Origin of the sequence: Shivajiella indica, from assembly GCF_042683085.1 — a bacterium.
GTDB classification, from domain to species: Bacteria; Bacteroidota; Bacteroidia; order Cytophagales; family Cyclobacteriaceae; genus Shivajiella; species Shivajiella indica.
Map to the genome: position 1 here is coordinate 467,555 of NZ_JBHUIV010000025.1, position 24,028 is coordinate 491,582.

The window sequence follows — 24,028 nt, forward strand, 5'->3', positions numbered from 1 at the left end:
AATGAGCAACAAAAGTACTCAGTGCTTTCGTATTTCCAAAAAATATTTCTACAATTTCTTCACCTATTAATAATTCTCAGCAATTTGCAACTATTATTTTAATTAAAAAATTTCCCAATTAATATAGACTAACTATATATAAAAAAATCCAAAAGAAAGAATTTTCAATAAATTGCTAAGTTATGAATATTAATTCATTGAAAATCCCCCTTATGATTATTATAATTTTAGTTTTGTAATTTGTGATTTTTTAATTCCTCCTGTAGACGCCCTCGTACTTTTTTTCAAATAGTTTTTTAAACAATGCCCCTGTCAATCCCGAAAATCCACCTAAAAACAAACCCAAAACACCTGTCGCAAACCAAAGTAAATTATCGTTTTTTATCCCCATTAAGGTGGCCATTTGAGAAGGTAATGCAGAATTGGTGTGCATGGAAATATAAATTGCCAGTAAAAACCAGGTCAAACCAAAAGCAAGTCCTCCACCAAAAAATGCCGTTACTGGCCGGGCACCTACCAAAAAGGTCAAAAAAGCAACCACCACCATTAACGCCCAATAAGGCAAATACACTCCAAGAATAAAAACTGTCAACGCTACCAAAAGAAATATCGATAGAAATCTTGCCATAATCTAATTTGAAAATTGAGTTGTAAATAAAACCCCATCCTTATCCACAGACTTTCTGAGATTAAATCCTATATAATCCCCGTTTGCCCAAATTTTGATAAAGTTATCATAAAACTTACTTCCTGGATTACCGGATTGGCCTCCAGGGTAAATACCAAACGCGGTGATTTGTTCCCCCATCTCCACAACCATCCGCCAGCTGGCCCCATGCCTTTCGCTGGTGGCATTCAATATCCCGGAATATCCTCCAGTATAAATATTTTTCCTGCTAAAGGATTCAAAATTTGGCACCAAATGCAAAATCCTGGTATTCTTAAAATCTGCCCATTCATAGCTCCCTTTTTCTGATTCCATCTTTTGGATTTCGGATACCATTTCTTCAAAACTCTTCTCGACCCAATCCGAAGCAACTTCAATTTTTTCGGTTTCAGGTTTGTCAAATAAACTGCTTTCAGGCTCATTTCTCAACAATTGGACAGTTTGGTATTTATTAGGCAACACCGTTGGCATATCATCTTTCTCCCACTTTGACCAAATGGATTTGTATAAAAGTTTCCACCAGGTCTGAAATAATGTGGGCTCTTCCTGATTAGGAAAAGTGTTGAAATTCCAATCAATCAATTGATTGAGGTACTTTTCGGAAGGTCCTGATAGATTCTCAAGGCTGTCCTTCAATAATAAATTAATCATAACTGGTAAAGCCTCTGAAGCATGAAGGTGGTATTGGTCAAATTGAAGACGTTTCATATCCTCAACTGTAATACCTTCTTTTTCCCTTAAAATAGAATTAAGCCTTCGGTTCCTATAATGCTCAAAACTATTATCAAACATATAATATGGATAAGAAGGTGATGTGGAGTGCTGATTTGCAGAAGACACAAACCCCCGCGCAGGATTAAGAGTAGAAGGATTATGTTCATTGGGTATGTAATCCTGCCATTCAAAGGCCGGATTATTTCCATCCATCAAATATTTTCCCTGCCCCTCCCATTTCAGAGGAAATCTACCCTGTACTTTCATGGCTATGTCTCCACTTTTTGAAGCAAAAACAAAATTTTGCGCAGGAGAAGTAAAATAATTCAAAGCATCAATGTAATCTCCATGATTCTTGGCTTTATTCAATAATAAAAATGTCTTCTGTTCATTGGATTCCAAATGTGCTGTCCACTTTAGTGCAAAATTAACATCATGCCTATAGGATCTAAATGTACGGTCATAAACAACAGGACCATGATGGGTATATACGACGGTATCTATGAATGAAGGCTTACCCTTCACCTTAATTTCTTCAATTCTGAATGTGCTCTGAATCCATCTATCATTATAAAGATATTCAGATCTATCCTCATTTTTAAATTGAATGGAATACCAATCTCTTGCATCCCTAGTTGCATTGGTCACACCCCATGCTATATTTTCATTAAAACCTGAAATTATTCCCAAAGCTCCGGGTAATGTTGCCCCCTTAACTGAATGTGTCGGGGTTGAAAGCTGCATTGCAAACCAAAGAGAGGGTAAATTCAAACTTAAATGGGGATCATTTGCCAAAATTGCAAACCCGTTTTTGGTTTTGGATGGAGCCACTGCCCAGTTATTTGAGCCAACTCCAGGTTCGGGTTGTGGCAAAGGTTTTACTTTAATTTCTTCATCTGGGTAATTGATACCTTCTGGTTTTTCAATCTTTAGAGGCTCGAAATCCCAAACTCTTTCTTCCTCAATCACAGGGTCATTTTCCTCCGGAAACATAGGAAAGAGTTTATCCATCAAAGAATCCCCAATCAGGGTCCTCATATTGGTGAATTCAAGATCTTCATCACCGACCAACATGTCCGCCATGTATTTAAGTAATAATAAAGATTTATAAGGACTCCAATATTCCGGTCTATAGGCCAGAATTTTGTACTCCAAAGGCATCCTGGCAATGGAAAGTCCATCAATGTATTGATTGACTCCATCAGCATATGCCTCTAATAATTTAAGGGTTTGTGGATCAGTATTTTGAATGTAAATTAAAGCCTGCTCAGCACTATTTCCCAATCCTTTTCTCCGGGTCATTCTATCAAGATCTATTGCCACCGGACCAACTATCTCTGCTATTCTTCCTGCTGCAGCCATAGTTTGGAATTCCATCTGCCAAAGCCTATGCTTTGCAGTGACAAAGCCTTGGACTCTGTAGAGATCTTCTTCGTTTTCTGCAAAAATATGAGGGATCAAGTATTCATCATAAATTACCTTAACCGGAGTTTTGAGGTTATTTAAATTGATCTCTTCCTCTGCAATGTCATCCTCACTGTAAGAATTTTGCCAAAAACCATGATTTGGATCCAATAGTAATCCCAAAGGAGGAACAGAACCAATTTGGAGAGAAAGTAGAACACCCAAGGTGAGGGTTATAATTAGCACAAAAAAGAATGCCAGGTATCTCATGTGTGGTCGGGAGTGATTAATTACCAGGCCTTAATTTATATGTAATTCATTAAAAAATTCCTGTTTAAAAAAAATATTATAAAAAAATCCCCCTTCTTGCTGAAGGGGGAGAAAATTAAATTCATCTTAATTCACAGCAATTGGCAACACTAATTTTTCCCATCTCACAACGATACCCGGAGATTCAATGGAAATAGTCAATTGTTCCTGACTATCGGCCACCCATTGTGGAGTAGACTCAACCCTTAATACGTCATTTTCTTGCTTGTATTGAAAATGACCATGTTCCAGATTCCATTCAGAGTTTAGAATTACAGTCCACTTACCTGAAGATTTTGGAATGGTAAAAAGTGAATACCTGCCAGCTTTTAATGGCTGACCTTCAATTGTTACATCCGAATCAAAATCCACATAGGTGGATTCATTTGCACCGGTTCTCCAAACTTCGTTATACGGCACTAAATCACCCCAAACGACCCTCCCCTTCACAGATGGGGCACCATATTGGACTTTTACCTTTACATTTCCTATGGAGCCATCGATTGTCCTCAATGGACTTGGCCTTTGATCAGTTGCTGCAATTTCTTCAGCTGTGGATTCGGTCGTTTCATCATTTTCAGTCGATTCTGTTTTGTTTTCACTGCTACATCCTAAGAAAAAGAGTGTCAAAGATGCAATAGCAGCCAACATCAACATGTTTGATTTTTTCATAAAGTTGTTGTTTTTAGAGTTTCGAAGATAGGCAATTTCCAAATATTGATAAAATTAAAAAAAGACGGCCTAAAAAAATTCTTTAATTCTAAAGGGGATATTGTTATTTTTCAGCTTTAAATAATCCTCCATAATAGATTGAACCGCTATGAATAAATCATTTAAACGCTTTCAAACCAGATTAATACTTTTTTTTTCTATTATTTTGCTCATTTCATGCCAGTTTCAGGAAAAAGAAGAGAAAGTTCTGGACAACCCTTTTTCCGGGCCAAGTCCATGGCCTGAGATCAGAAAGCAAAGAATAAAAAAACTTTTACCTGAAGCCATGAAAACGGCAGGGGTTGATGCATGGATAATAATCTGTAGGGAAAATAACAATGATCCAATAGCATCTCATATAGGAGGAGAAAATGCAGGTGGTACTGCCTTATTTTTATTTTTTCTTGAAGGCGATGAAGTTAGATCAGTTGTCTATTCCCCTATTGGAGAAGCTACTGCCTTATCAGACCTAAAAATTCATGATCGGGTTATCCCGGTAGAAAGAAATTCCTCCGCAATCAGTGACGCATCCATGTTTCTTCTGGCAAAAAATTTCAAAAAAATTGCAGTCAATTTTTCAGAAGAAAATGCACTTGCAGATGGCCTAAGCTATACGCAGAAACTTAGTTTGGAAAAGGCATTAGGTCCCCACGCTGAGAGATTGGTGTCTTCCGATGAACTCATCTATGAATGGTTATCGGTCAAACTTCCCGAAGAAGTTGAAATCATGACCAAAGCAGCAGAATTAACTTCCCAATGGCAACATGAAGCCTATGCACAGGTAATCCCAGGCCAAAGTACCGATGCGGACATTGCGAAGTTCTTGAAAAAGAAAATGGAATTATATGGGGTATCAGATGCCTGGCATCCTGACCAAAACCCAAATGTCAACTCTGGTCCAGACCGGGGCCATTCTCATGCAACCGATAAAGTAATCATGCCAGGGGATGTCATTCAGATTGATTTTGGAATTAAAGTTTGGGACATGTGGGTTTCTGATATCCAAAGATTTGCTTATGTATTGAGGGAAAGCGAAACCCAAGCTCCTGACTCTGTCCAATATTACTTTGAATCATCTATAGGGGGTAACAGAATTGCACTTGCAGCCATGAAGCCAGGTATTTTAGGATACCAGGTCGACAAAGCCCAAAGAGATTGGATGGCCGAAAGAGGTTCAGAGCCGGTCATGTGGAGTACTGGTCACCCTGTAGGGTATGTGGCACATGATATAGGCCCAAACCTTGGTGGTGGATTATTACCTGATCCAAATGTTAGGCCTGCTGCCGTTAAACCTCTTAAAGAGGGGATGCTTTTTGCTTTTGATGGCTTCCATGCCTGGAAATTACCAGAAGGCGGAACAAAAACCATGTCAGTGGAAGAAACAGCCGTGGTAACCAAAGATGGGGCAAGATATCTTATGGAGCCTCAAGACAAACTGATTCTAATTAAGAAAAAATAAACCTCCAATGAATAACCCAAAGAGGAACCAGAATAATAAAATCTTTGGGTTATTCATTTTTTAGGCTTTAAATGTATTTGAGCCGTAAATGGTATTTGCAATACCTATGATTTACTTCTAATTTCGGCGCATAAATATTATTTCATGATCAAATTTCTGACATCCATTTTATTTTTAGTATCGCTGGCCCTATTTTACAGCGTTTACATATCACCTGAATTTTTCCCATATGTGGGTTTGATGACGCTAACCATTCCTTTATTGCTAGTGATCAATGGCTTGTTTTTTATTCTCCTTGTTTTTTCAAAAAGAAAGCTGGCCATTTTGCCTTTGATCGCAATTATCGCAGGTTGGAACTTCATTGGGATTACTTTTCAATTCCCCAAAAAAACAAGTACTGAGGTTGAAGGACTTTCAGTTTTAAGTTACAATGTTGCATTGTTTTCTTTTTCCAGAAATAATGGTGATAGTAAAGAAAACAATAAGAATATCATCAAATGGCTACAGGAAAACCCATCAGATATCAAATGCTTTCAAGAATTTTACCAAGACCCAACAACCCCTTCAAGGAATTCCATCAAGTTGTTGGGTACTGAAATGAACTATGATTATACTTATGAAATTATAGAGGGTAAATCTAAATCAAGATCTTATGGAATGGCAATCTTGAGCCGATTTCCAATAATCAATAAAGGAAGAGTATTTGATACCAAAAGAAATAACGGAGTCATTTTCGCAGATATCAAAGTTGACAAAGATACTATCAGAATTTATAATGCCCACCTAGAGTCAATGAGTATACAATCTGAAAGTCTAAACAATATTGATGGAATAAAAGAAAACTACCGAAGTACCCTTCGTAAACTTAAAAAAGGCCAAATAACCAGAGCATCTCAATTGGATATTTTGGAAGAGCACATGAAAAACAGCCCCTATGTAAACATTCTGGTAGGTGATTTCAATGATGTCCCTTACAGTTATACCTATTTTTCTTTACGCAAATCCATGAATAATGCTTTTGAAAAAGCAGGAAGAGGCTTTGGATTTACATACAATAAAGTCCTCTTTTTCCTTCGGATTGACAATATTTTTTATGATAACCCCTTAAAGGTCTTACAGTTCAAAACACATAAAGAAGTAGATTATTCTGATCATTATCCCGTTTCAGCAGTTTTTTCCTGGGAAAAACCCTTAAAAAAAATCAATGAGGCACTTGAGAAAATTGATTAGACTTTTCCCAATCTTTTACCGATAAAAAGTAACAAAAGGGGCAGCAATAACAAATCTGCTACAAGTGCAAAAACCAGTGAAAAGCTTATCAATAATCCAGAATAAAATGTCACCCCAAATTGGCTGAAAATCAGCACTGAAAATCCTGAAACAAGGATTATTGTAGTCAAAGTAATTGCCTTACCGGTATCGATAAAAGTTCTTTTCAAAGCATAAAGCCAAGTTCGACCTTTATTTAATTCTAACCTTAATTTGGACATAAAATGAATGCTGTCATCTACAGCAATCCCAAAGGCTACAGTAAACAATATTGCAGTTGTAAGTTTAAGATCAATTCCAAAAGCCCACATCATTCCTCCCATCCAAATTAAAGGTATGATATTCGGGACAAGAATAATAATTGAAACCCTCCAGGATCTGAAAAGTAATCCAGTAATCAAGGCAACTAAAAAAAATGCAAAAACTAAACCTCTTAACATTTGGTCTGTAACACTTTCATGGCTTATATCAATCAAATGGGAAGTTCCCGTCATTCTCACTACTAAATATGCCTGATTGACCTCTGATTCCAAAAAAGCTTCCATTTTGTCTTTCAAACGCTTCCCTTTTTCACTACCGTAATCTTCCACTCTTGTTGAGATTCTTGACCATTTTAAATCATCAGAGACAATTTTTACAGGAGATAACTCTAATGCTTCTTTTAAATAAGGTTTTAACCTGATCAATTGCCCTTGTGAGGGAAAGGCATAAGCTTTTTCATTTCCGGAATTTTGAGCTTGGTTCATTTTTTTAACCAAAGAAAGGGGAGAAATAATTGCCCCGGTTTCAAAGTTATCAGAAATAAACCGTTCAAATTTCTCCATTTCTTTTAAAACTTCCATTTGGAAGATATTTTCAGCTTCTTCACCAACCTGAAGAGAAAATTCCAAAGGCTTTGAACCGCCAAAATTCTTATCAAAAAAATCAAACCCTTCAACTAATTCATGTCCAACAGGTAGATTATCCAATATGTAACCATTGACCTTTAGTCTGCTGACTCCAAAGAGGCATGAAATTGTAATCAATAAGAATATCAAAGGGATGGTTTTCTTATTCAACAAAACGAAAGAGAAAGCCTTTCTCATTCCTATCCTCCAGTTTTCCGCATTCTTTTCCTCATTTTTCTGCTTGAAGGCTGGGACTATATAAAGTAATCCCGGAATAATTAGAATCACTGATAAAAACATCACCAATACCCCAAGTCCTGTGTACAATCCAAAAAATTTTAAAGTGGGTACTGAAGTGAAATATAAAGAGGCAAAACCAAGAGCTGTAGTCAAGCTTGTTAAAAATACAGCAGGTAATATTTCCAAAAATGATTTTTCAATGGCATCTTCTTTTGTATACCCATGGCGCAAATAATTTAAATATTGGTTAAAAAAATGAATAATAGCGGCCAAACCAATTACAGATAAAATCGTTGGCTGCATGACTGACATTATATCCAATGGTTTCCCAAGATACAGAGGTATTGCAATAGACCAAAAAAAACCAATCATCAAGGCAATAAGTGGTATCAATATCCCCCACAATGTCCGGAAAATTAAAAACAAGAGTAAGACTATCAACACTCCTGAAATCCCCAAAAAGGACGAAAACTCATCCTGCATTAAATTCACAAATTCGCCTTGGGCTTGTATCTTACCTGCTATATAAAAATCAGTAAAACCTGAATTTTCTACAGCTCCAAAAATATTCCTGTATAGAATGTCTCCCTCTTCTTTACTTATCATTTGTTGGTTATGAACCAAAAGCAAAATATAATTTCCTGTTTCGTTAATGAGATTCTTTTTCCATTGATTGCTCTCCAGGATTCTGTTTTTAGATCTAGTCAGGTTGACTTGTTCATCCCATTCCAACAATGGTTGACTTCTAATTCCAAAAGGACTGATCATGGGTTCTTCTAAGTCTAACAAGGAAATAACCTTTTCTACCCTTTCCATCCCTTTAATGGTTTTCTTCAAGAGGCTTGCCTTTTCCAAAAAACCAGAATCAAAAACATCAGGTCGATGACCCAAAGCGATCAATAAATAATCATTATCATTCCCAAATTCAGATCTGAATTCTTGATAAAATGAAAGCTCTCCATCATCCTGAGGGAAAAAACTTTCAAAATCATAATCAAAATTGATGTTGGGCTGGAAAAAAATTATTCCCAGGGTGACTAATCCCGATAAACCTAAGGCAAAAAATGAGTTTTTCTTTTTGAACATATATAATTAAAATATACTGCAAAGAACTGAAATTGTTTTGGAGTAATGGATAACAAATAGCAAAACATCTTTCCAAATATTACAGATATTTCTAACTTGCCGGGAATAAAAAGGAATTGAAAAATGAAGCAGTACCACGACCTGATGCAGCATATTTTGGACACTGGTGTCAAAAAGGAAGACCGAACCGGAACAGGAACTTTAAGCGTTTTTGGATACCAAATGCGGTTTGATTTAGAAGATGGCTTTCCTGTAGTTACCACGAAAAAACTACACCTTAGGTCGATTATTCATGAATTACTCTGGTTCTTAAAAGGGGACAGCAACATCAAATACCTAAATGAAAATAAGGTTACCATTTGGGATGAATGGGCTGATGAAAATGGTGATCTGGGACCTGTTTATGGATATCAATGGAGACATTGGCCTGATGGGAAAGGTGGGGAAATTGACCAGATTAAAAATTTGATAAACCAAATAAAAAACAAACCCGATAGTAGGAGACATATTGTGAGTGCATGGAATGTTGCTGACGTAGACCATATGGCACTACCTCCATGCCATACCCTTTTCCAGTTTTATGTTGCAGAAGGAAAACTTTCCTGTCAACTCTATCAAAGAAGCGCGGATGTATTTTTGGGAGTTCCGTTTAACATTGCCTCTTATGCGCTATTTACTTTAATGGTGGCACAGGTGTGCGACCTAAAACCAGGAGAATTTGTTCATACTTTTGGAGATGCACATCTCTACAGCAATCACCTTGAGCAGGCAAGATTACAACTAAGCCGTGAAATCAGGCCTTTGCCAACTATGAAAATCAATCCTAATGTGAAGGATATATTTGAATTTCAGTTTGAAGATTTTGAATTATTGAATTACGATCCCCATCCCCATATCAAAGCAGCAGTAGCAGTTTAAATGAAGAAGAAGGCAGTAAGGCCTTCTTTTCCATTTACGGGCATTTCAATCCATTGCAATTTTATCAAAACACCGACTATTGAATTTTCTGATTCGAGAACGAAATCTTACCTATCTTTAATTGACAAATTTTCTTTATCTATGAAATTTAAAATCTATGCCTTTTTGATAGTTGTGTTAATATTCTCCGGTTGCAAAAAGGAAACTCAAACGAAGGAAATAGAGCTGTCAAAATTTAATGAACTTTTTCGTCCACAATATCACTTTTCACCTCCAAAAAATTGGATGAATGATCCAAATGGTATGGTTTTCCTGGATGGAGAATATCACTTGTTTTACCAATATTTTCCCGACAGCACTGTTTGGGGACCAATGCACTGGGGACATGCCATTTCAAGGGATCTAGTACATTGGGAGCATTTACCTATCGCTTTGGAACCTGATGAACATGGATGGATATTTTCAGGATCTGCTGTAATAGACCATAATAACACCAGTGGCTTAGGTACTGAAGAAAATCCAGCCATGATTGCGATATTCACATACCATGATCCAGTTGGCGAAAAAGAACAACGTGATGATTTTCAAACCCAGGGAATAGCCTACAGTACGGATAAAGGAAGAACCTGGAAAAAATATGAGCAAAATCCCGTATTGAAAAATCCAGGTATTCGGGATTTCAGAGATCCGAAAGTGATGTGGTTTGAGAATGAAGATGGGAAAGGAAAATGGTTGATGTCTTTGGCTGTTTGGGATAAAATCAGTTTTTACTCTTCCCCCAACCTATTGGATTGGACATTTGAAAGTGATTTTAATCCTGATTGGGCAGCCTATGGAGGAGTATGGGAATGTCCTGATTTATTTCCTCTGAAAACAGAAGATGGCACGGAAAAATGGATCCTGTTTGTCAGTATCAATCCCGGTGGGCCTCAGGGAGGTTCCGCAACCCAGTATTTCGTAGGAGATTTTGATGGAAAAACATTTACCACAGAAAGTAAGGAAATCAAATGGTTGGATTATGGAGCTGATAATTATGCTGGAGTAACATGGTCTAATATTCCAGAATCTGATGGTAGGAGAATTTTTATTGGCTGGATGAGCAATTGGCAATACGCACAAGTTGTACCTACATCCCCTTGGCGTTCGGCTATGACTATTCCCCGAAACTTGGAATTAGTTATTAAAGGATCTGATTTCCTGGTCGCATCAAGACCTGTGAAAGAAATTGAAAAACTAAGAGTTGAATCGAAAATAGCAACGGGACATGAATTTAATTTGGAAAATGAATTAGTGGAATTGGATCTGGTTCCTGAAAAACAAGAGTTCAACATTACATTTTTAAATAATAAAAACGAAAATGTAAAACTGGAAGTAAAAGATGGACAGCTCATATTTGACAGAAGTCAATCGGGTATTACAGATTTTAATGATGAGTTTGATAACATCCATACAATTCCTTTAAAAGGATTATCTATAAATACTATCCGTGTTTTTCTCGACCGTTCCTCCGTGGAAGTTTTCATCAATGGAGGAGAAATTACAATTACAGAACTTATTTTTCCTTCAGAAAACTTTTCAAAAGTTAGATTGGAAGGATTTAAGCATGAAAATGTTATCCATTATTTGAAATCAATTTGGTAAAAGGATAATAAAACAATTCATACACATCATTTTGATCTAAAAGGTTTGAATTGAATTTATTTTATTAGATTTAATACCAGTGTTTAATAAGAAAATAACAGAATCTAAGGATTAATCTTCACAGCCTTAAAACAATAAACCACACATAAAAAATCATGCAAAGTAAAAATTACGTCCTTTTTCTCTCTGTAATTGCAGCTCTAGGTGGATTTTTATTTGGTTTCGACACTGCAGTTATATCAGGAGCAGAACGGGATATACAGGTGATTTGGAACTTAAGTGATTGGAGCCATGGACTGGCAGTGGCAATGGCTCTCTACGGAACAGTAATTGGGGCATTATTCGGCGGGATTCCAGCTGATAAATTCGGAAGAAAAAATTCCCTTTTATGGATAGGTGTATTTTATTTGGTATCTGCATTAGGCTCTGCTTTGGTAAATGATGTCAATTCATTTATGTTTTTTCGGTTTCTTGGAGGATTGGGCGTTGGAGCTTCTTCAGTAGTTGCACCCATGTACATTTCTGAAATTGCCCCGGCTTCAAGAAGGGGTCAACTGGTAGCCCTTTACCAGTTTAATATCGTATTTGGAATCTTGATGGCCTATTTTTCAAATTATCTTATTGGAACAGCCAATTTGAATGAAGCTTGGAGATGGATGCTCGGGGTTGAAGCTATTCCGGCCCTGATTTATTCTTTATTGATATTCAAAGTTCCAAAAAGTCCAAGGTGGCTAATTGCAAAAAAAGGGGATTTCGATTCGGCAAGATCCATTCTGAGTAAAACTGATCCAGAGGGTGTGGATGCTGCCATGGAACTTGCCATAGCTGAAAGTAAAGAAATCAAAGGAAAAGTTGCCGCTACCTCCTTATTCAATCCCAGGTTCCGGAAAATTTCTTTCTTTGCTTTTTTGATGGCCTTTTTCAATCAGATGTCAGGTATCAATGCGATCATCTATTTCGCACCCAGAATTTTTGAAGCAGCAGGCATTTCCACCGAAGATGCCTTATTGTCCACGATAGGAATCGGTGCAATAAATTTAGTAGCCACCATGTTGGGGCTTTATTTTATTGATAAACTCGGAAGGAGAAAGCTCATGTATATTGGTTCTTTCGGATATATTATCTCCCTTTCTTTGATGTCATATAGTTACTTCGGAGGGGCAATCAGCAATAACCTGTTACCTTATTTTGTTTTTATTTTCATAGCCTCCCATGCGATTGGTCAAGGATCTGTGATCTGGGTTTTTATTGCGGAAATTTTCCCCAATGAATTAAGGGCCTTCGGACAATCTTTGGGTTCTTTTACCCATTGGATATTGGCAGCTTTAATTGCCAATGTATTTCCCTTCTTTGCCAATACCTTTGGCGCTGGAAATATCTTCGCTTTCTTTGCGCTGATGATGGTATTTCAATTGATTTGGGTAGCCTTACAGATGCCCGAAACAAAAGGAAGGTCGTTGGAAGAAATTCAAAAAGATTTACAAAAAGAAAATGTCTAAAAAAGTTGTTTGCTTTGGGGAAATGTTATGGGATTGCTTTCCCGATTATGAAATCCCTGGAGGTGCCCCAATGAATGTGGCCCTACATTTATGTCAGTTAGGTTTGGCTGTCCAAATGATCTCTAGAATTGGGATTGATGAACATGGGGAAAAATTATTGGATTTTACAGCATTATTTGATCTTGACCCAACTTGCATACAAGAGGATGAAACACATCCAACCGGAAAAGTCAAAGTGGATAATAAGGATCCAGAAAATATCAAATATGATATCGTCTCTCCATCAGCATGGGATTATATAGCCTTGACCAATGAGGCCTTGAAAGCAGTAAAAGCTTCCGATGCCTTTATTTTTGGTTCTTTATCTGTGAGAAATCATGAGAGCTGGGAAACGCTTTATCACCTATTGCACGAACCGGTACTTAAGATTTTTGACATCAATCTAAGAGCTCCTTACTATGATTTTGAGCAGATTGAAATCATTCTTGGCTATACGGACATATTAAAAATCAATGAGGACGAATTGGTCATCGTGGCTGACTACTTTGATATTGATTTACCTGAAAAGGCCAGTCACTTTGAAAAGTCCAAACTTGTCTGTGCTTATTTGACAGAACACTTTCCCATTTCCATGGTCTGCGTGACTTTGGGGTCTAAAGGGGCATTAATATATCAGGAAGGTAAAATCATATCCCATCCAGGATACAAAGTAAAAGTGGAAGATACCGTTGGTTCGGGAGATGCCTTTCTCAGTGGTTTGATCAAAACTTATCTTGAAGGAAAAAAAACTGAGGAAGTTCTTGATTTTGCCTGTGCCATGGGTGCTTTTGTCGCTACAAAAAAGGGTGGAACACCCCGATATAAAAATGAAGACATTTTGACTATAAAAGGTGCTTCAGAATAGAATATATTTGAACCACAAAAGGACACAAAAGTCACAAAAGTTTGAATAGATCAGTCCTTCAATTGGACTTCAACTTTTGCTTTCTTATGCCTCTTTTGTAATTCCAAGAAATATCCACCAATATCTTTTTCGCTAAAGTGAATAAGATATCAACAAATATCTTTTTATATTATTTTAATCCTAGTTAATTATTTTCTAATATAATTTTGAAGCAAGTATTGACATATGTCCATTGTTTACATCACCTTCGAAAGAGCTTCTTTCCACTGTCCGTAAACTTCAGCATATGCTGATATCTTTTCTTTCTCAGGTTCAAAAACTGACAAACGTTCTAATCCTGCAAAAGCCTCTTTGGCATCCGAATAAATACCTGCACCAATTCCAGCTCCCCTGGCTGCTCCTTGGGAACCATCGGTATCATACAACTCCAAATTGACTTGGTTCATATTCACGAAAGCCTCCCTAAACAAAGGGCTTAGGAACATATTAGCCTTCCCGGCTTTGACGGTATTCAAATTTAGTCCCATAGCTTTCATGATATCAAAACCATACTTCAGAGAAGACACAATGCCCTCCTGCACTGCCCTGAGTACATGCCTTTTGTCATGTTGCAGTAAATTCAATCCCATCATGTGGGCTCCAACCGGTTTGTTCTGCATGATCCTTTCCACCCCGTTGCCAAAAGGAATAAAACTTAATCCATCTGCCCCAATGGCTGTTTCACTTGCCAAATCATTCATTTGAGGATAAGTGATGGCCTCCCCTCCTATCAATCGCTTGACCCAGCTGTTCAAAATCCCCGTTCCATTGATACAGAGCAATACACCGTATCTAGGGTCTTTTGGTCTATGGTTGACATGGACAAAGGTATTGACCCGTGATTGAGGATCATAAACAGGATTCTTGCTGACCCCATAGACCGTACCCGAAGTACCGGCCGTAGTTGCGAGCTCTCCTTCTTCCAATACATTCAAAGAAAAAGCATTATTGGGTTGGTCTCCTGCACGATAAGTAATAGGTACCCCAGCATCTATTCCCAGAACCTCAGCGGCCTCTTGGGTGATTTCCCCTTGGTGACTGAAAGAAGGTACTACTTCTGCCAGTAGATTGGAGTCAATTTTATAGTAATCCAGTAATTTTTTGGAAACTCCATTTTCTTTGAAATCCCAGAAAATTCCTTCAGAAAGACCTGTTTCTGAAGTTTTGATCTCCCCGCTCAACTTCATCGCTATAAAATCTCCCGGAAGCATAATTTTATGGATTTTTGAATAAAGCTCAGGTTCATTTTCCTGCACCCACCTGAGTTTGGAGGCCGTAAAATTCCCAGGAGAGTTCAAAAGGTTGGGAAGACAATAATCCTCTCCTAAAACCTCAAAGGCTTTATTCCCTATGGCTACTGCCCTACTGTCACACCAAATAATGGAAGAACGCAATACTTTTCCATCCCTATCCACGCATACCAATCCATGCATCTGATAAGAAATTCCAATGGCCTTCAGTTCTCCCGATTTAACATTGCCCTGCTTTGTGACAGCATGCGTAGTCTCAATGATATATTTCCACCACATCTCAGGATCCTGTTCGGCCCAGTCTTTTTGAGGTGCCGCAATCGGCATTTCTATTTTTGGAAGGCCTTCAGATGCGACTACTTTTCCATTATCTGCATCCAATAGCGTAGCTTTTATTGAGGAACTTCCTATATCGTAACCTAATAATAATCTTCTCATTTTACCAGAATATAATATAAAGTGCAGAGGTTATTCCTGCAATTAAAATTGCTCCTATTTTAAATGCCATACTGGTTTTAAACAGCTCTTTGTTGACTTCAATGCTCTTTGGATGATCCTTTCCTTTTCCTTCATACAAACTTATTGCAATGATCAAAGCAGAGATGATCAGGAAAACCACCCCCATTCTATCAAGGAATGGCAAGTTTGGTAAACCGAATTTCAAAACGGTTGACAATGGAATTGTCAATATTGCTGCCGTCAATGCTGCATTGGATGTGGTTTTTTTCCAGAAAACGCCAAAAAAGAAAATGGCAAAAACCCCAGGGGAAACGAATCCTGTATATTCTTGAATAAATTGGAATGCCTGATCTAAAGAACCCAAGGCTGGAGCTACTATTGCAGCTACAATAAAAGCCACCAAAGCAGCTAGCCTACCTATTGTCACTTGCTTGGTTTCGGAAGCATTCTTGTTTATATACTGTCTGTAAATATCCATGGTAAAAATCGTGGAGGTACTATTGGCCATGGAAGCCAAAGATGAAACAATAGCTGCAGTCAATGCTGCAAAAGCCAAACCTTTTAATCCAATGGGCAAAATTTGAAGCAGAGTAGGATATGCCCTATCCGACTTGATCAATCCTGTAACAGGATCCTTCATAGATTCGATGAAACTAACATCCAAACCATTTTTTACAATCACATAAGCAGCAATACCTGGAATAACCACGATTAAAGGCATCAATAATTTTAGGAAACCGGCAAAAATCACACCCAACTGTGCTTCATTCAAGTTTTTCGCAGCCAATGCCCTCTGTGTAATATATTGGTTGAATCCCCAATAACTAAGATTAGTGATCCACATCCCACCTACCAAAACACTGATTCCCGGTAGGTCCAGGTAAGCATCCTTTGTTCCTCCTTGACCATCAGGGATCATCATTTCGCCTTTGGATAGAATCATGGAAAAATGGCCGGGAACTTCTTTTCTTAACAAAGACAAACCGTCCCAGGCATCACCTCCACCCACAATCTGAAGCGCAATATAGGTGGTAGCCAAGCCTCCTGCAATCAGAAACACCACTTGCACCACATCAGTCCATGCCACAGCTTTCAACCCTCCATAAATGGAATAAATCATCGCAAATAAAGCCAGACCTAAAATCCCATAAGTCATGGGCACATTCAATATTGTATTCAAACTCAATGCACCCAAATAAAGCACTGAGGTGAGATTGACAAATACATAAAGCAAAAGCCAAAATATCGCCATAGTGGTCCTTACTCTTGTATCATACCTGTCCAACAAAAATCCAGGCATGGTATAAATACCTTTTTTTATGTAAACCGGAAGGAAAAATATAGCTACTACCAGAAGGGTCGCAGCAGCCATCCATTCATAAGTGGATATTGCCAAACCAAGCGCGAACCCTGATCCGGACATTCCGATAAATTGCTCAGCTGAAATGTTTGAGGCAATCAAAGATGCACCCACTGCCCACCAAGGAAGGGCTTTTGAAGCTAAAAAATAGTCTTTTGAATCTTTGACATGGCCTTTTTTCTCTCTGGAAACAAACAAGCCCATACCAATTATCAGGCAACAATACCCGATAAATACAATGAGGTCAAGTGGTTCTAATAACATAGGTTTTGGTTTATTGTACAAGGTTTGAATTCAAATCCATTAAATTAAAGTAATATGGTGTATTTTAAACAAGTATTAATCCCAAATATAATGTTTTAAGCCAATCAGCCCCATAATTTTATTTTTTAATGCAAAAATCAAATTCAGCTTGTGATGTTTGCCAAATCTTTCTTGTATTTTCTAGTAAATCAGCATTTGGAAATGTAATTTTAAGATAAGCATACCCAAGCAATATTATTTCCAAAATTTTGTACTACAACATTATGGATAAACCCAAAAAACTAAATATTATTGGAGGAGGTGTGGCAGGATTATCTGCAGGAATCTATGCTAGACTTAATGGCTTTGATACTACAATTTTTGAATCAAATCCTACTGCCGGCGGGGTTTGTACCTCTTGGAATAATGAAGGATATTATGTAAACGGATCAATTCATTGGCTTGTAGGTTCAGCACCGGGAATTGATTTTTACGATATGTGGAATGATTTAGGGGTAATTAACGATAATAAATTTCACTATCATACATGTTTAATGGAATGCAAGAACATAGATGGGGTGGATGTTCATTTTTATCTTGATTCTGTTAAACTTAAAAGACATCTATTGGAAATTTCCCCATTAGATGCTGGGCTGATCTCAGAATTTATTGACGGAATCCGTATCATGTCCAAAGCCAATCTCCGTATGGAAAGAGCATTTGAATTATTGCATGCATGGGATTGGAGTAAAACATTTATAGGGCACTTCCCTGAAGTTGAAATCCTGGGAAAATTCAATCAGCTTTCTATTAGGGAATTTGCTAAAAAGTTCAAATCAGAAATTTTAAGGAAGGCATTTGAAAGCATATGGTCACCGGATATGTCCATGGGATTTTTCCTTATACATATGGGATACGCTATAAGTGGAGTTACAGGTTACCCTCTTGGAGGTTCAGGTAAATTCACCGCAAGTTTGGTAAAACGGTATATTGACCTTGGCGGTAAATTCAGATTTAAACAAAAAGTTTCAAAAATACTCATTACTAAAAATCAAGCCATAGGAATCCAAACAGAAGATGGCAACAAACACCATTGCGATTATGTGATTTCTGCCTGCGATGGACATACTGTTCTTTTCAAAATGCTAGAGGGAAATTATTCAGATGAAATCACTAAAAATGCTTACCGATACCTTAAAACCTATCCTTCCCTTTATTATTTTTCAGCTGGGGTAAACAGACAGTTCAAAACCCTTAACCCTGCAATCATTGGTCTTAACTTACCATTGCTCAATTCATTGAAGGTTGGCGATTTTGAACACAAGAGGGTTTCATTTCAAATTTACAATTTTGACCCTACCCTATCACCCACAGGAAAAACGCTGATCACTGCCATGTTGGATACAAATTACGATTTTTGGAAAAATCTTTTAGCAACAGGTTTTGATAAATATAATTCTGAAAAAAACAGAATTAATGAGGAATTGCTTCAATGTCTGGAAATGGAATTTCATGGAATTTCTGAACTCGTCGAATTTTCGGATTCATCCACACCCATTACATTTGAAAAATGGACGGGAAATCATAAAGGAAGTTATGAAGGTTGGCTACCTACCCCTCAATCAACAAAATCAAAAATCTCTAACCATTTTAAAGATCTTAGTAATTTTTACATGTCCGGACATTGGGTAATTCCAGGAGGAGGACTACCATCCGCAGCTTTTTCAGGTAGAGAAGTTATTGATTTAATATGTATGAAAGAAGGACAGGAATTCCTCCCCTAACGGATTTCATAGCCTTTATTTACAAAATATTCGCCTTCTATCAATTAGGCTAGTAAAAATGAAGGGTTTTTAAATAGATTTAGAAAAATTCAAAGTTTTTAATACTTCGGTATTGAATTGAAAAGCGTTATTAAAACCCTTTTCAATTTTAACCCCCCCCAATAAACGCACAAAAAATGTATAGAATAATAGTCTCTTTACTTCTGATATTATGCCCTTTATTGATTAAGGCAAATGATGGTTATAAACTATGGTTACAATACCTTCCCTTTGAAAATAAAGCTGTAGCTGACTATTACAGAGATTATCTTGAAAACATAACCCTTATCGGGGAATCTCCAACTCATGGTGTCATCAGAAAAGAGTTAGAGATTGCCATTGATAGTTTCTTGGAAGGAAAAACGAAATCTAACATTTCTTCCAAAAATATCAATTCCGGACTAATATGGATTGCAGGAACAGTGGATTTGCCACAAAACATAAAGGCTTCTTTGGCTGAAAGGATAAAAGAAATCAAGGAGGAGGGTTATTTGATCAAATATTTTCAAGGGAAAATTTTTGTAACTGCAAATTCAGATATTGGCCTACTTTACGGAACATTTGCCTTGCTTAAAAATATCCAAACGAGAAAATCACTTGAGGATCTTGACATCCTTGAAAATCCGAAAATCCAGCTTAGGCTTTTGAATCATTGGGACAACTTAAACCGTACAGTAGAAAGAGGGTATGCAGGTTTTAGCATATGGAACTGGCACAGATTGCCAGGACACATAGATCAGCAATATATTGATTATGCCCGTGCCAATGCTTCCATTGGAATCAATGGAACTTCTGTTACCAATGTCAATGCCAATGCATTGGTGCTAACCCCTGAATACCTGGAGAAAGCTGCTGCTTTGGCAGATGTCTTCAGACCATACGGTATAAAAATCTACTTAACCGCACGGTTCAATGCTCCTATGATGTTAGACAGTCTTCCCACTGCAGATCCCTTAGATCCCCTAGTCCAAGCATGGTGGATGAAAAAAGCTAAGGAAATCTATTCCTATATACCGGATTTTGGTGGTTTTCTGGTGAAAGCAGATTCCGAAGGTCAACCTGGTCCACACAACTATGGAAGAACCCAGGCAGATGGAGCCAATACTTTGGCAGACGCTGTGAAGCCCTTTGGAGGAATCGTCATGTGGAGAGCTTTTGTGTATAATGAAAAAACCCCTACAGATAGAATAAAGCAAGCTTATGATGAATTCAAACCTCTGGATGGAAAATTCAGAGATAATGTAATCGTACAAGTGAAAAACGGTCCTCTGGATTTTCAGCCTAGAGAGCCTTTTCATCCTTTGTTTGGAGCAATGCCCAATACACCCCTGATGATGGAATTTCAGATTACAAAAGAATATTTGGGCCAAGAAACCCATTGGGTAAACCTTTCCACATCATGGAAGGAAATATTACAATCCGATACCTATGCAAAAGGTCATGGAAGCACAGTAAGCAAAGTATTGGATGGCAGTCTCCACAATTACCAGCTTACAGGAATGGCAGGAGTTTCCAATATAGGCACTGATAGAAATTGGACAGGGCATCATACAGGTCAAGCAGATTGGTATGCTTTTGGGAAATTAGCATGGAATCCTGAAAGCAATATAGATGGAATAACAGAAGATTGGTTAAAAATGACCTTTACTCTTGATCCTAGTTTTGTTAATGCTGCTAAGAAAATTGCATTAAATTCTTATGAGACCTTGGTAAATTATATGACGCCACTTGGTTTGCACCACATCATGGCCAGAAGTCACCACTGGGGTCCAGGTCCATGGGTGACAGGTGGTGGTAGAGACGATTGGACCGCTACATATTACCATAAAGCAAGCAAAGATTCAATAGGTTTCGACAGAACGGAAAAAGGAAGTAATGCCATAGGCCAATATGCTCAAGAATGGAATACGGTGTGGGGAAATCCTGAAACTATTCCAATGGAATACCTATTATGGTTTCATAGAATTCCATGGAATAAAAAGCTTTCTACAGGAAATACCCTTTGGGATGAAATGGCTCTAAGGTATCAAAAAGGAGTTGAAGGAGCCAGGTGGATGCAAAAAGAATGGACCAAATTAGAAGGAAAAATAGATCAGGAAAGATTTGACCACATTTCCTCTTTCCTGAATATTCAGGTTAAGGAAGCTGAATGGTGGAGGGATGCCTGTCTCTTATATTTTGGGCAATTCTCAAAAATGGCGCTCCCTGCAGGTGTAGAAAATCCCAAACATGAGCTTCAATATTATCTAAATTTCAAAAGAAACTTTGTTCCGGGTATTTAATTAAATCAACCAAATATCATTTCATTGATATTTTACAAATAGCTTTTGGTGATCCCCGTTGACATTGGTGATATAAATCCAAATGCCCGGAGCATTATCCAACCGTTGGCTTTTTTCTATAAGACCATCAAAATCTTTATTTATAATTTCTTCCAGAATAATACCTAAATAATTTACCGGATAATTTGGTGCCAATTTCCCTCCTAAGTCACTGATGAAAGTTCGCTCAATCATAAAAAAAGGGACAATTATTTCTTCGCCATTGGCATATTCGGCAATAATTGTATTCAACTCTTTACTGGTCAACTTGAAATCCTTATCATACTTCTCATTGGTGGTAAGATTAAAATCATATGCTGCTTGCCTGAATAATCCTCCTTTCTTTGTTTGAACCAATTCAAATGACGCAAAGTCCTTGGGAGAATAGGCTTTAAGCTCATTTACCGAAACCTGACGGCCATCCAATACAGCATTCACTTTTTTTGTTTTCATCAATTTCTCCCAAACTGACTTTTCCATGACCTGTTTTTCAGGTGGGATACTATATACAAATGAAACATTTACACCATTTATTCCTTGTAATTTAATCAGTTGATCTATTACCCATGTTTCCAAAAAAGGAAATTCCAAGGCTTGTTCTTTCTCTTCAAAACTTAATCGATCATATGCTGACTTGGCTTCGATGATATTGAGTTTTTCCAACTCCAAAATATTTTCTGCTTTAGCACTACTTGCCAAAAGGAGATGATCCTCAAAATTTTTGATCTTTTCCTGATCCACGAAATTATTGGATAAAGGAAGTGTCTGTGCAATGTTGGACGTTGCAAAGCCCAAAAGGACAAAAAATAACGATACAAAAGAAATCATGGTTTTTACGGTCTTTACTTTTCAATACGGGTTTTCGTATCTTATAAAATCATTTTTGAAACTCAATACAAAAACATCTAAAGCAAGCTTCAAAATTAAAATTCAGGAACATAAAGTGGGTGTGCTTTGAGTCCTAACAATCTCATCTTCAGACTACAAATACAGAATAAAAACAGGTTTTTCAAAAGAAATTAATGATAAATTTATAAAAAAATAAATTTTTAATTTTTCAACGCGTAATGAAAAAAGAGAATTAAGCCTAAATTACATCATTACTTTAAGGCTCCATTTATTTAAAAAAAATATAAACCCATGCATAAATCTGACCTAGAAATTGCCAAAGCATCAAAGATGCGTCCAATTGCAGAAATAGCTGAGAAATTAAACGTGGCGACAGAAGATCTTCGGCCATACGGAAAATATGTGGCCAAACTTCCATTAAAATTAATTGATGAATCAAAGATTAAAGGGAAGAAATTAATTCTAGTTACCGCAATTACGCCCACTGTCGCAGGGGAAGGAAAAACAACAGCAAGTATTGGGCTTACAGAGGGCTTGAATAAAATTGGAATTAAATCTGTTGTAGTCCTTAGAGAGCCCTCCCTAGGCCCGGTCTTTGGAATGAAAGGAGGAGCCGCTGGAGGAGGGTTTGCCCAGGTCTTACCCATGGCAAGCATCAACCTTCATTTCACTGGAGATTTCGCAGCAGTGGAAAAAGCCCATAATCTCCTTTCTGCACTCCTAGATAACCATATCCATAATCAAAAAAACGCTTTGAACATTGATCCCAGAAAAATTATCTGGAAAAGAGTGATGGATATGAATGAAAGAGCTCTCCGGGATATTGTTATCGGATTGGGTGGTTCCTCACAAGGCGTACCCAGGGAGTCAGGATTTGATATCACAGCCGCGTCAGAAGTCATGGCGGCCTTATGTCTTTCAAAAGACCTGATGGATCTGAAGGAAAAATTGGGAAATATCATCGTTGGTTACACTTATCAGGATGAGCCTGTAAGAGCACACCAACTTAAAGCCCAAGGTGCAATGGCCGCTTTGCTGAAACATGCTATTATGCCGAATTTGGTACAAACCATAGAAGGAAATCCCGCAATATTACATGGGGGGCCATTTGCCAATATTGCCCAAGGTTCCAACTCTATCATTGCAACTAAAATGGGCCTTTCTCTTGCTGATTATGTGGTTACAGAAGCAGGTTTTGCCTCCGATTTAGGCGGGGAAAAATTCCTAAATCTTAAATGCCAATATGGGGGCTTAAAACCTGATGTGGCTGTTATTGTGACAACCATTAGAGCATTAAAAAGTCATGCGGGGATTCCATTTTCGGAATTGACAAAAGCAAACCCTTTGGCTGTCAGGGAAGGATTGCCCAATCTGGAAAAACATATTGAAAATATGAAGCATTTTATGCTGACTCCAGTAATTGCAATCAATAAATTCTCCACAGATTCAGAGGAGGAAATCCAGGAAGTTACCAAGATTTGTAATTCATTGGGTGTGAAAACTGCAGTGAGCGAAGCCTGGGAAAAAGGAGGTGATGGTGCAATAGATCTTGCTTATGCAGTAAAAGAAGCTGCTGAATCAGGTATGAGCAATTTTACTCCCCTTTATAGTTTTGAATGGGGTATTGAGCAAAAAATCGAAACCGTTACAAGGAAAATATATGGAGCGGCTGAGGTTGAATATTCAGTTAAGGCAAAACAACAAATCAAACTTTTCAATAAAATAGGCTTAGATAAACTCCCGATTTGCATTGCAAAAACTCAATACTCACTCTCAGATGACCCGAAACTTATCAATAAACCTTCCGGATTCACAGTTAAAATCCGTGAATTTGACATTGCGGCAGGAGCAGGATTCATTGTTCCTATAGCTGGTACAATTATGAGAATGCCTGGACTACCTTCCAAACCTGCAGCAGAAAACATTGATATTGACGCAGAAGGAAACATAACCGGCTTATTTTAAACAATTTAATC

The 24,028-nt window shown here is 37.5% G+C and carries 16 protein-coding genes; 9 read left to right on the top strand and 7 right to left on the bottom strand.

All coding sequences use genetic code 11. From position 1 onward, the window contains the following. Window positions 1-250: 250 nt before the first annotated feature. The 3 genes from ACFSKV_RS18360 to ACFSKV_RS18370 all read right to left on the bottom strand — a co-directional run bounded on the left by ACFSKV_RS18360 (window position 251) and on the right by ACFSKV_RS18370 (window position 3,766). Window positions 251-628, bottom strand: a complete 378-nt coding sequence (locus tag ACFSKV_RS18360; RefSeq protein WP_380806141.1) for a hypothetical protein — start codon at window positions 626-628, stop codon at window positions 251-253. A gap of 3 nt (window positions 629-631) precedes the next feature. Beyond that, window positions 632-3,055 carry a penicillin acylase family protein gene (locus tag ACFSKV_RS18365; RefSeq protein WP_380806144.1) on the bottom strand — a complete coding sequence of 808 codons (2,424 nt, stop codon included), beginning with the start codon at window positions 3,053-3,055 and terminating at the stop codon, window positions 632-634. Between the two features lie 126 nt (window positions 3,056-3,181). After that, window positions 3,182-3,766, bottom strand: coding sequence for a DUF2911 domain-containing protein (locus ACFSKV_RS18370; RefSeq protein WP_380806146.1), 585 nt, complete (start codon window positions 3,764-3,766; stop codon window positions 3,182-3,184). Window positions 3,767-3,914: 148 nt separating this feature from the next. Here ACFSKV_RS18370 and ACFSKV_RS18375 point away from each other — a divergent pair, with 148 nt between their 5' ends. Both ACFSKV_RS18375 and ACFSKV_RS18380 read left to right on the top strand, forming a co-directional pair. Next, a complete protein-coding gene (locus tag ACFSKV_RS18375) occupies window positions 3,915-5,264 on the top strand; it encodes a M24 family metallopeptidase (RefSeq protein ID WP_380806148.1) in 1,350 nt (449 codons plus the stop codon). A 144-nt stretch (window positions 5,265-5,408) separates the two neighbouring features. Then, entirely contained in the window at window positions 5,409-6,494 is a 1,086-nt protein-coding gene (locus ACFSKV_RS18380) for an endonuclease/exonuclease/phosphatase family protein (RefSeq protein ID WP_380806151.1), read from the top strand. Here the strand turns inward: ACFSKV_RS18380 and ACFSKV_RS18385 are convergent. Next, window positions 6,491-8,746, bottom strand: coding sequence for an efflux RND transporter permease subunit (locus ACFSKV_RS18385; RefSeq protein ID WP_380806154.1), 2,256 nt, complete (start codon window positions 8,744-8,746; stop codon window positions 6,491-6,493). The genes ACFSKV_RS18380 and ACFSKV_RS18385 overlap by 4 nt on opposite strands. Window positions 8,747-8,869: 123 nt before the next feature. Between ACFSKV_RS18385 and ACFSKV_RS18390 the strand changes: the two genes are divergently transcribed. The 4 genes from ACFSKV_RS18390 to ACFSKV_RS18405 all read left to right on the top strand — a co-directional run bounded on the left by ACFSKV_RS18390 (window position 8,870) and on the right by ACFSKV_RS18405 (window position 13,708). Next, complete coding sequence (locus ACFSKV_RS18390) at window positions 8,870-9,664, top strand: thymidylate synthase (protein WP_380806157.1); 795 nt, start codon at window positions 8,870-8,872, stop codon at window positions 9,662-9,664. A gap of 141 nt (window positions 9,665-9,805) precedes the next feature. After that, window positions 9,806-11,305, top strand: coding sequence for a glycoside hydrolase family 32 protein (locus ACFSKV_RS18395; protein WP_380806160.1), 1,500 nt, complete (start codon window positions 9,806-9,808; stop codon window positions 11,303-11,305). 155 nt (window positions 11,306-11,460) lie between these two features. Further along, window positions 11,461-12,804, top strand: coding sequence for a sugar porter family MFS transporter (locus ACFSKV_RS18400; RefSeq protein ID WP_380806163.1), 1,344 nt, complete (start codon window positions 11,461-11,463; stop codon window positions 12,802-12,804). After that, window positions 12,797-13,708, top strand: a complete 912-nt coding sequence (locus ACFSKV_RS18405; RefSeq protein WP_380806166.1) for a carbohydrate kinase family protein — start codon at window positions 12,797-12,799, stop codon at window positions 13,706-13,708. The genes ACFSKV_RS18400 and ACFSKV_RS18405 overlap by 8 nt, the downstream gene beginning before the upstream one ends. A gap of 236 nt (window positions 13,709-13,944) precedes the next feature. Here the strand turns inward: ACFSKV_RS18405 and ACFSKV_RS18410 are convergent, their stop codons facing one another. After that, entirely contained in the window at window positions 13,945-15,435 is a 1,491-nt protein-coding gene (locus ACFSKV_RS18410) for a xylulokinase (protein WP_380806168.1), read from the bottom strand. Between the two features lies 1 nt (window position 15,436). Continuing rightward, entirely contained in the window at window positions 15,437-17,080 is a 1,644-nt protein-coding gene (locus ACFSKV_RS18415; protein ID WP_380806170.1) for a sodium/sugar symporter, read from the bottom strand. Between the two features lie 248 nt (window positions 17,081-17,328). Between ACFSKV_RS18415 and ACFSKV_RS18420 the strand changes: the two genes are divergently transcribed. After that, window positions 17,329-18,843 (top strand): phytoene desaturase family protein, encoded by a 1,515-nt coding sequence (locus ACFSKV_RS18420; protein ID WP_380806173.1) that lies wholly within the window; start codon window positions 17,329-17,331, stop codon window positions 18,841-18,843. 176 nt (window positions 18,844-19,019) lie between these two features. Further along, window positions 19,020-21,164 (top strand): alpha-glucuronidase family glycosyl hydrolase, encoded by a 2,145-nt coding sequence (locus ACFSKV_RS18425; protein ID WP_380806175.1) that lies wholly within the window; start codon window positions 19,020-19,022, stop codon window positions 21,162-21,164. 21 nt (window positions 21,165-21,185) lie between these two features. Here ACFSKV_RS18425 and ACFSKV_RS18430 read toward each other — a convergent pair whose 3' ends face one another. Then, the gene (locus tag ACFSKV_RS18430; protein ID WP_380806178.1) at window positions 21,186-22,031 is read right to left on the bottom strand and encodes a hypothetical protein; all 846 of its coding nucleotides are present in this window, start codon (window positions 22,029-22,031) and stop codon (window positions 21,186-21,188) included. Between the two features lie 312 nt (window positions 22,032-22,343). Between ACFSKV_RS18430 and ACFSKV_RS18435 the strand changes: the two genes are divergently transcribed. Then, on the top strand, window positions 22,344-24,017 hold the full coding sequence (locus tag ACFSKV_RS18435; protein ID WP_380806181.1) for a formate--tetrahydrofolate ligase: 1,674 nt from the start codon (window positions 22,344-22,346) through the stop codon (window positions 24,015-24,017). The last annotated feature ends 11 nt before the right edge of the window (window positions 24,018-24,028 follow it).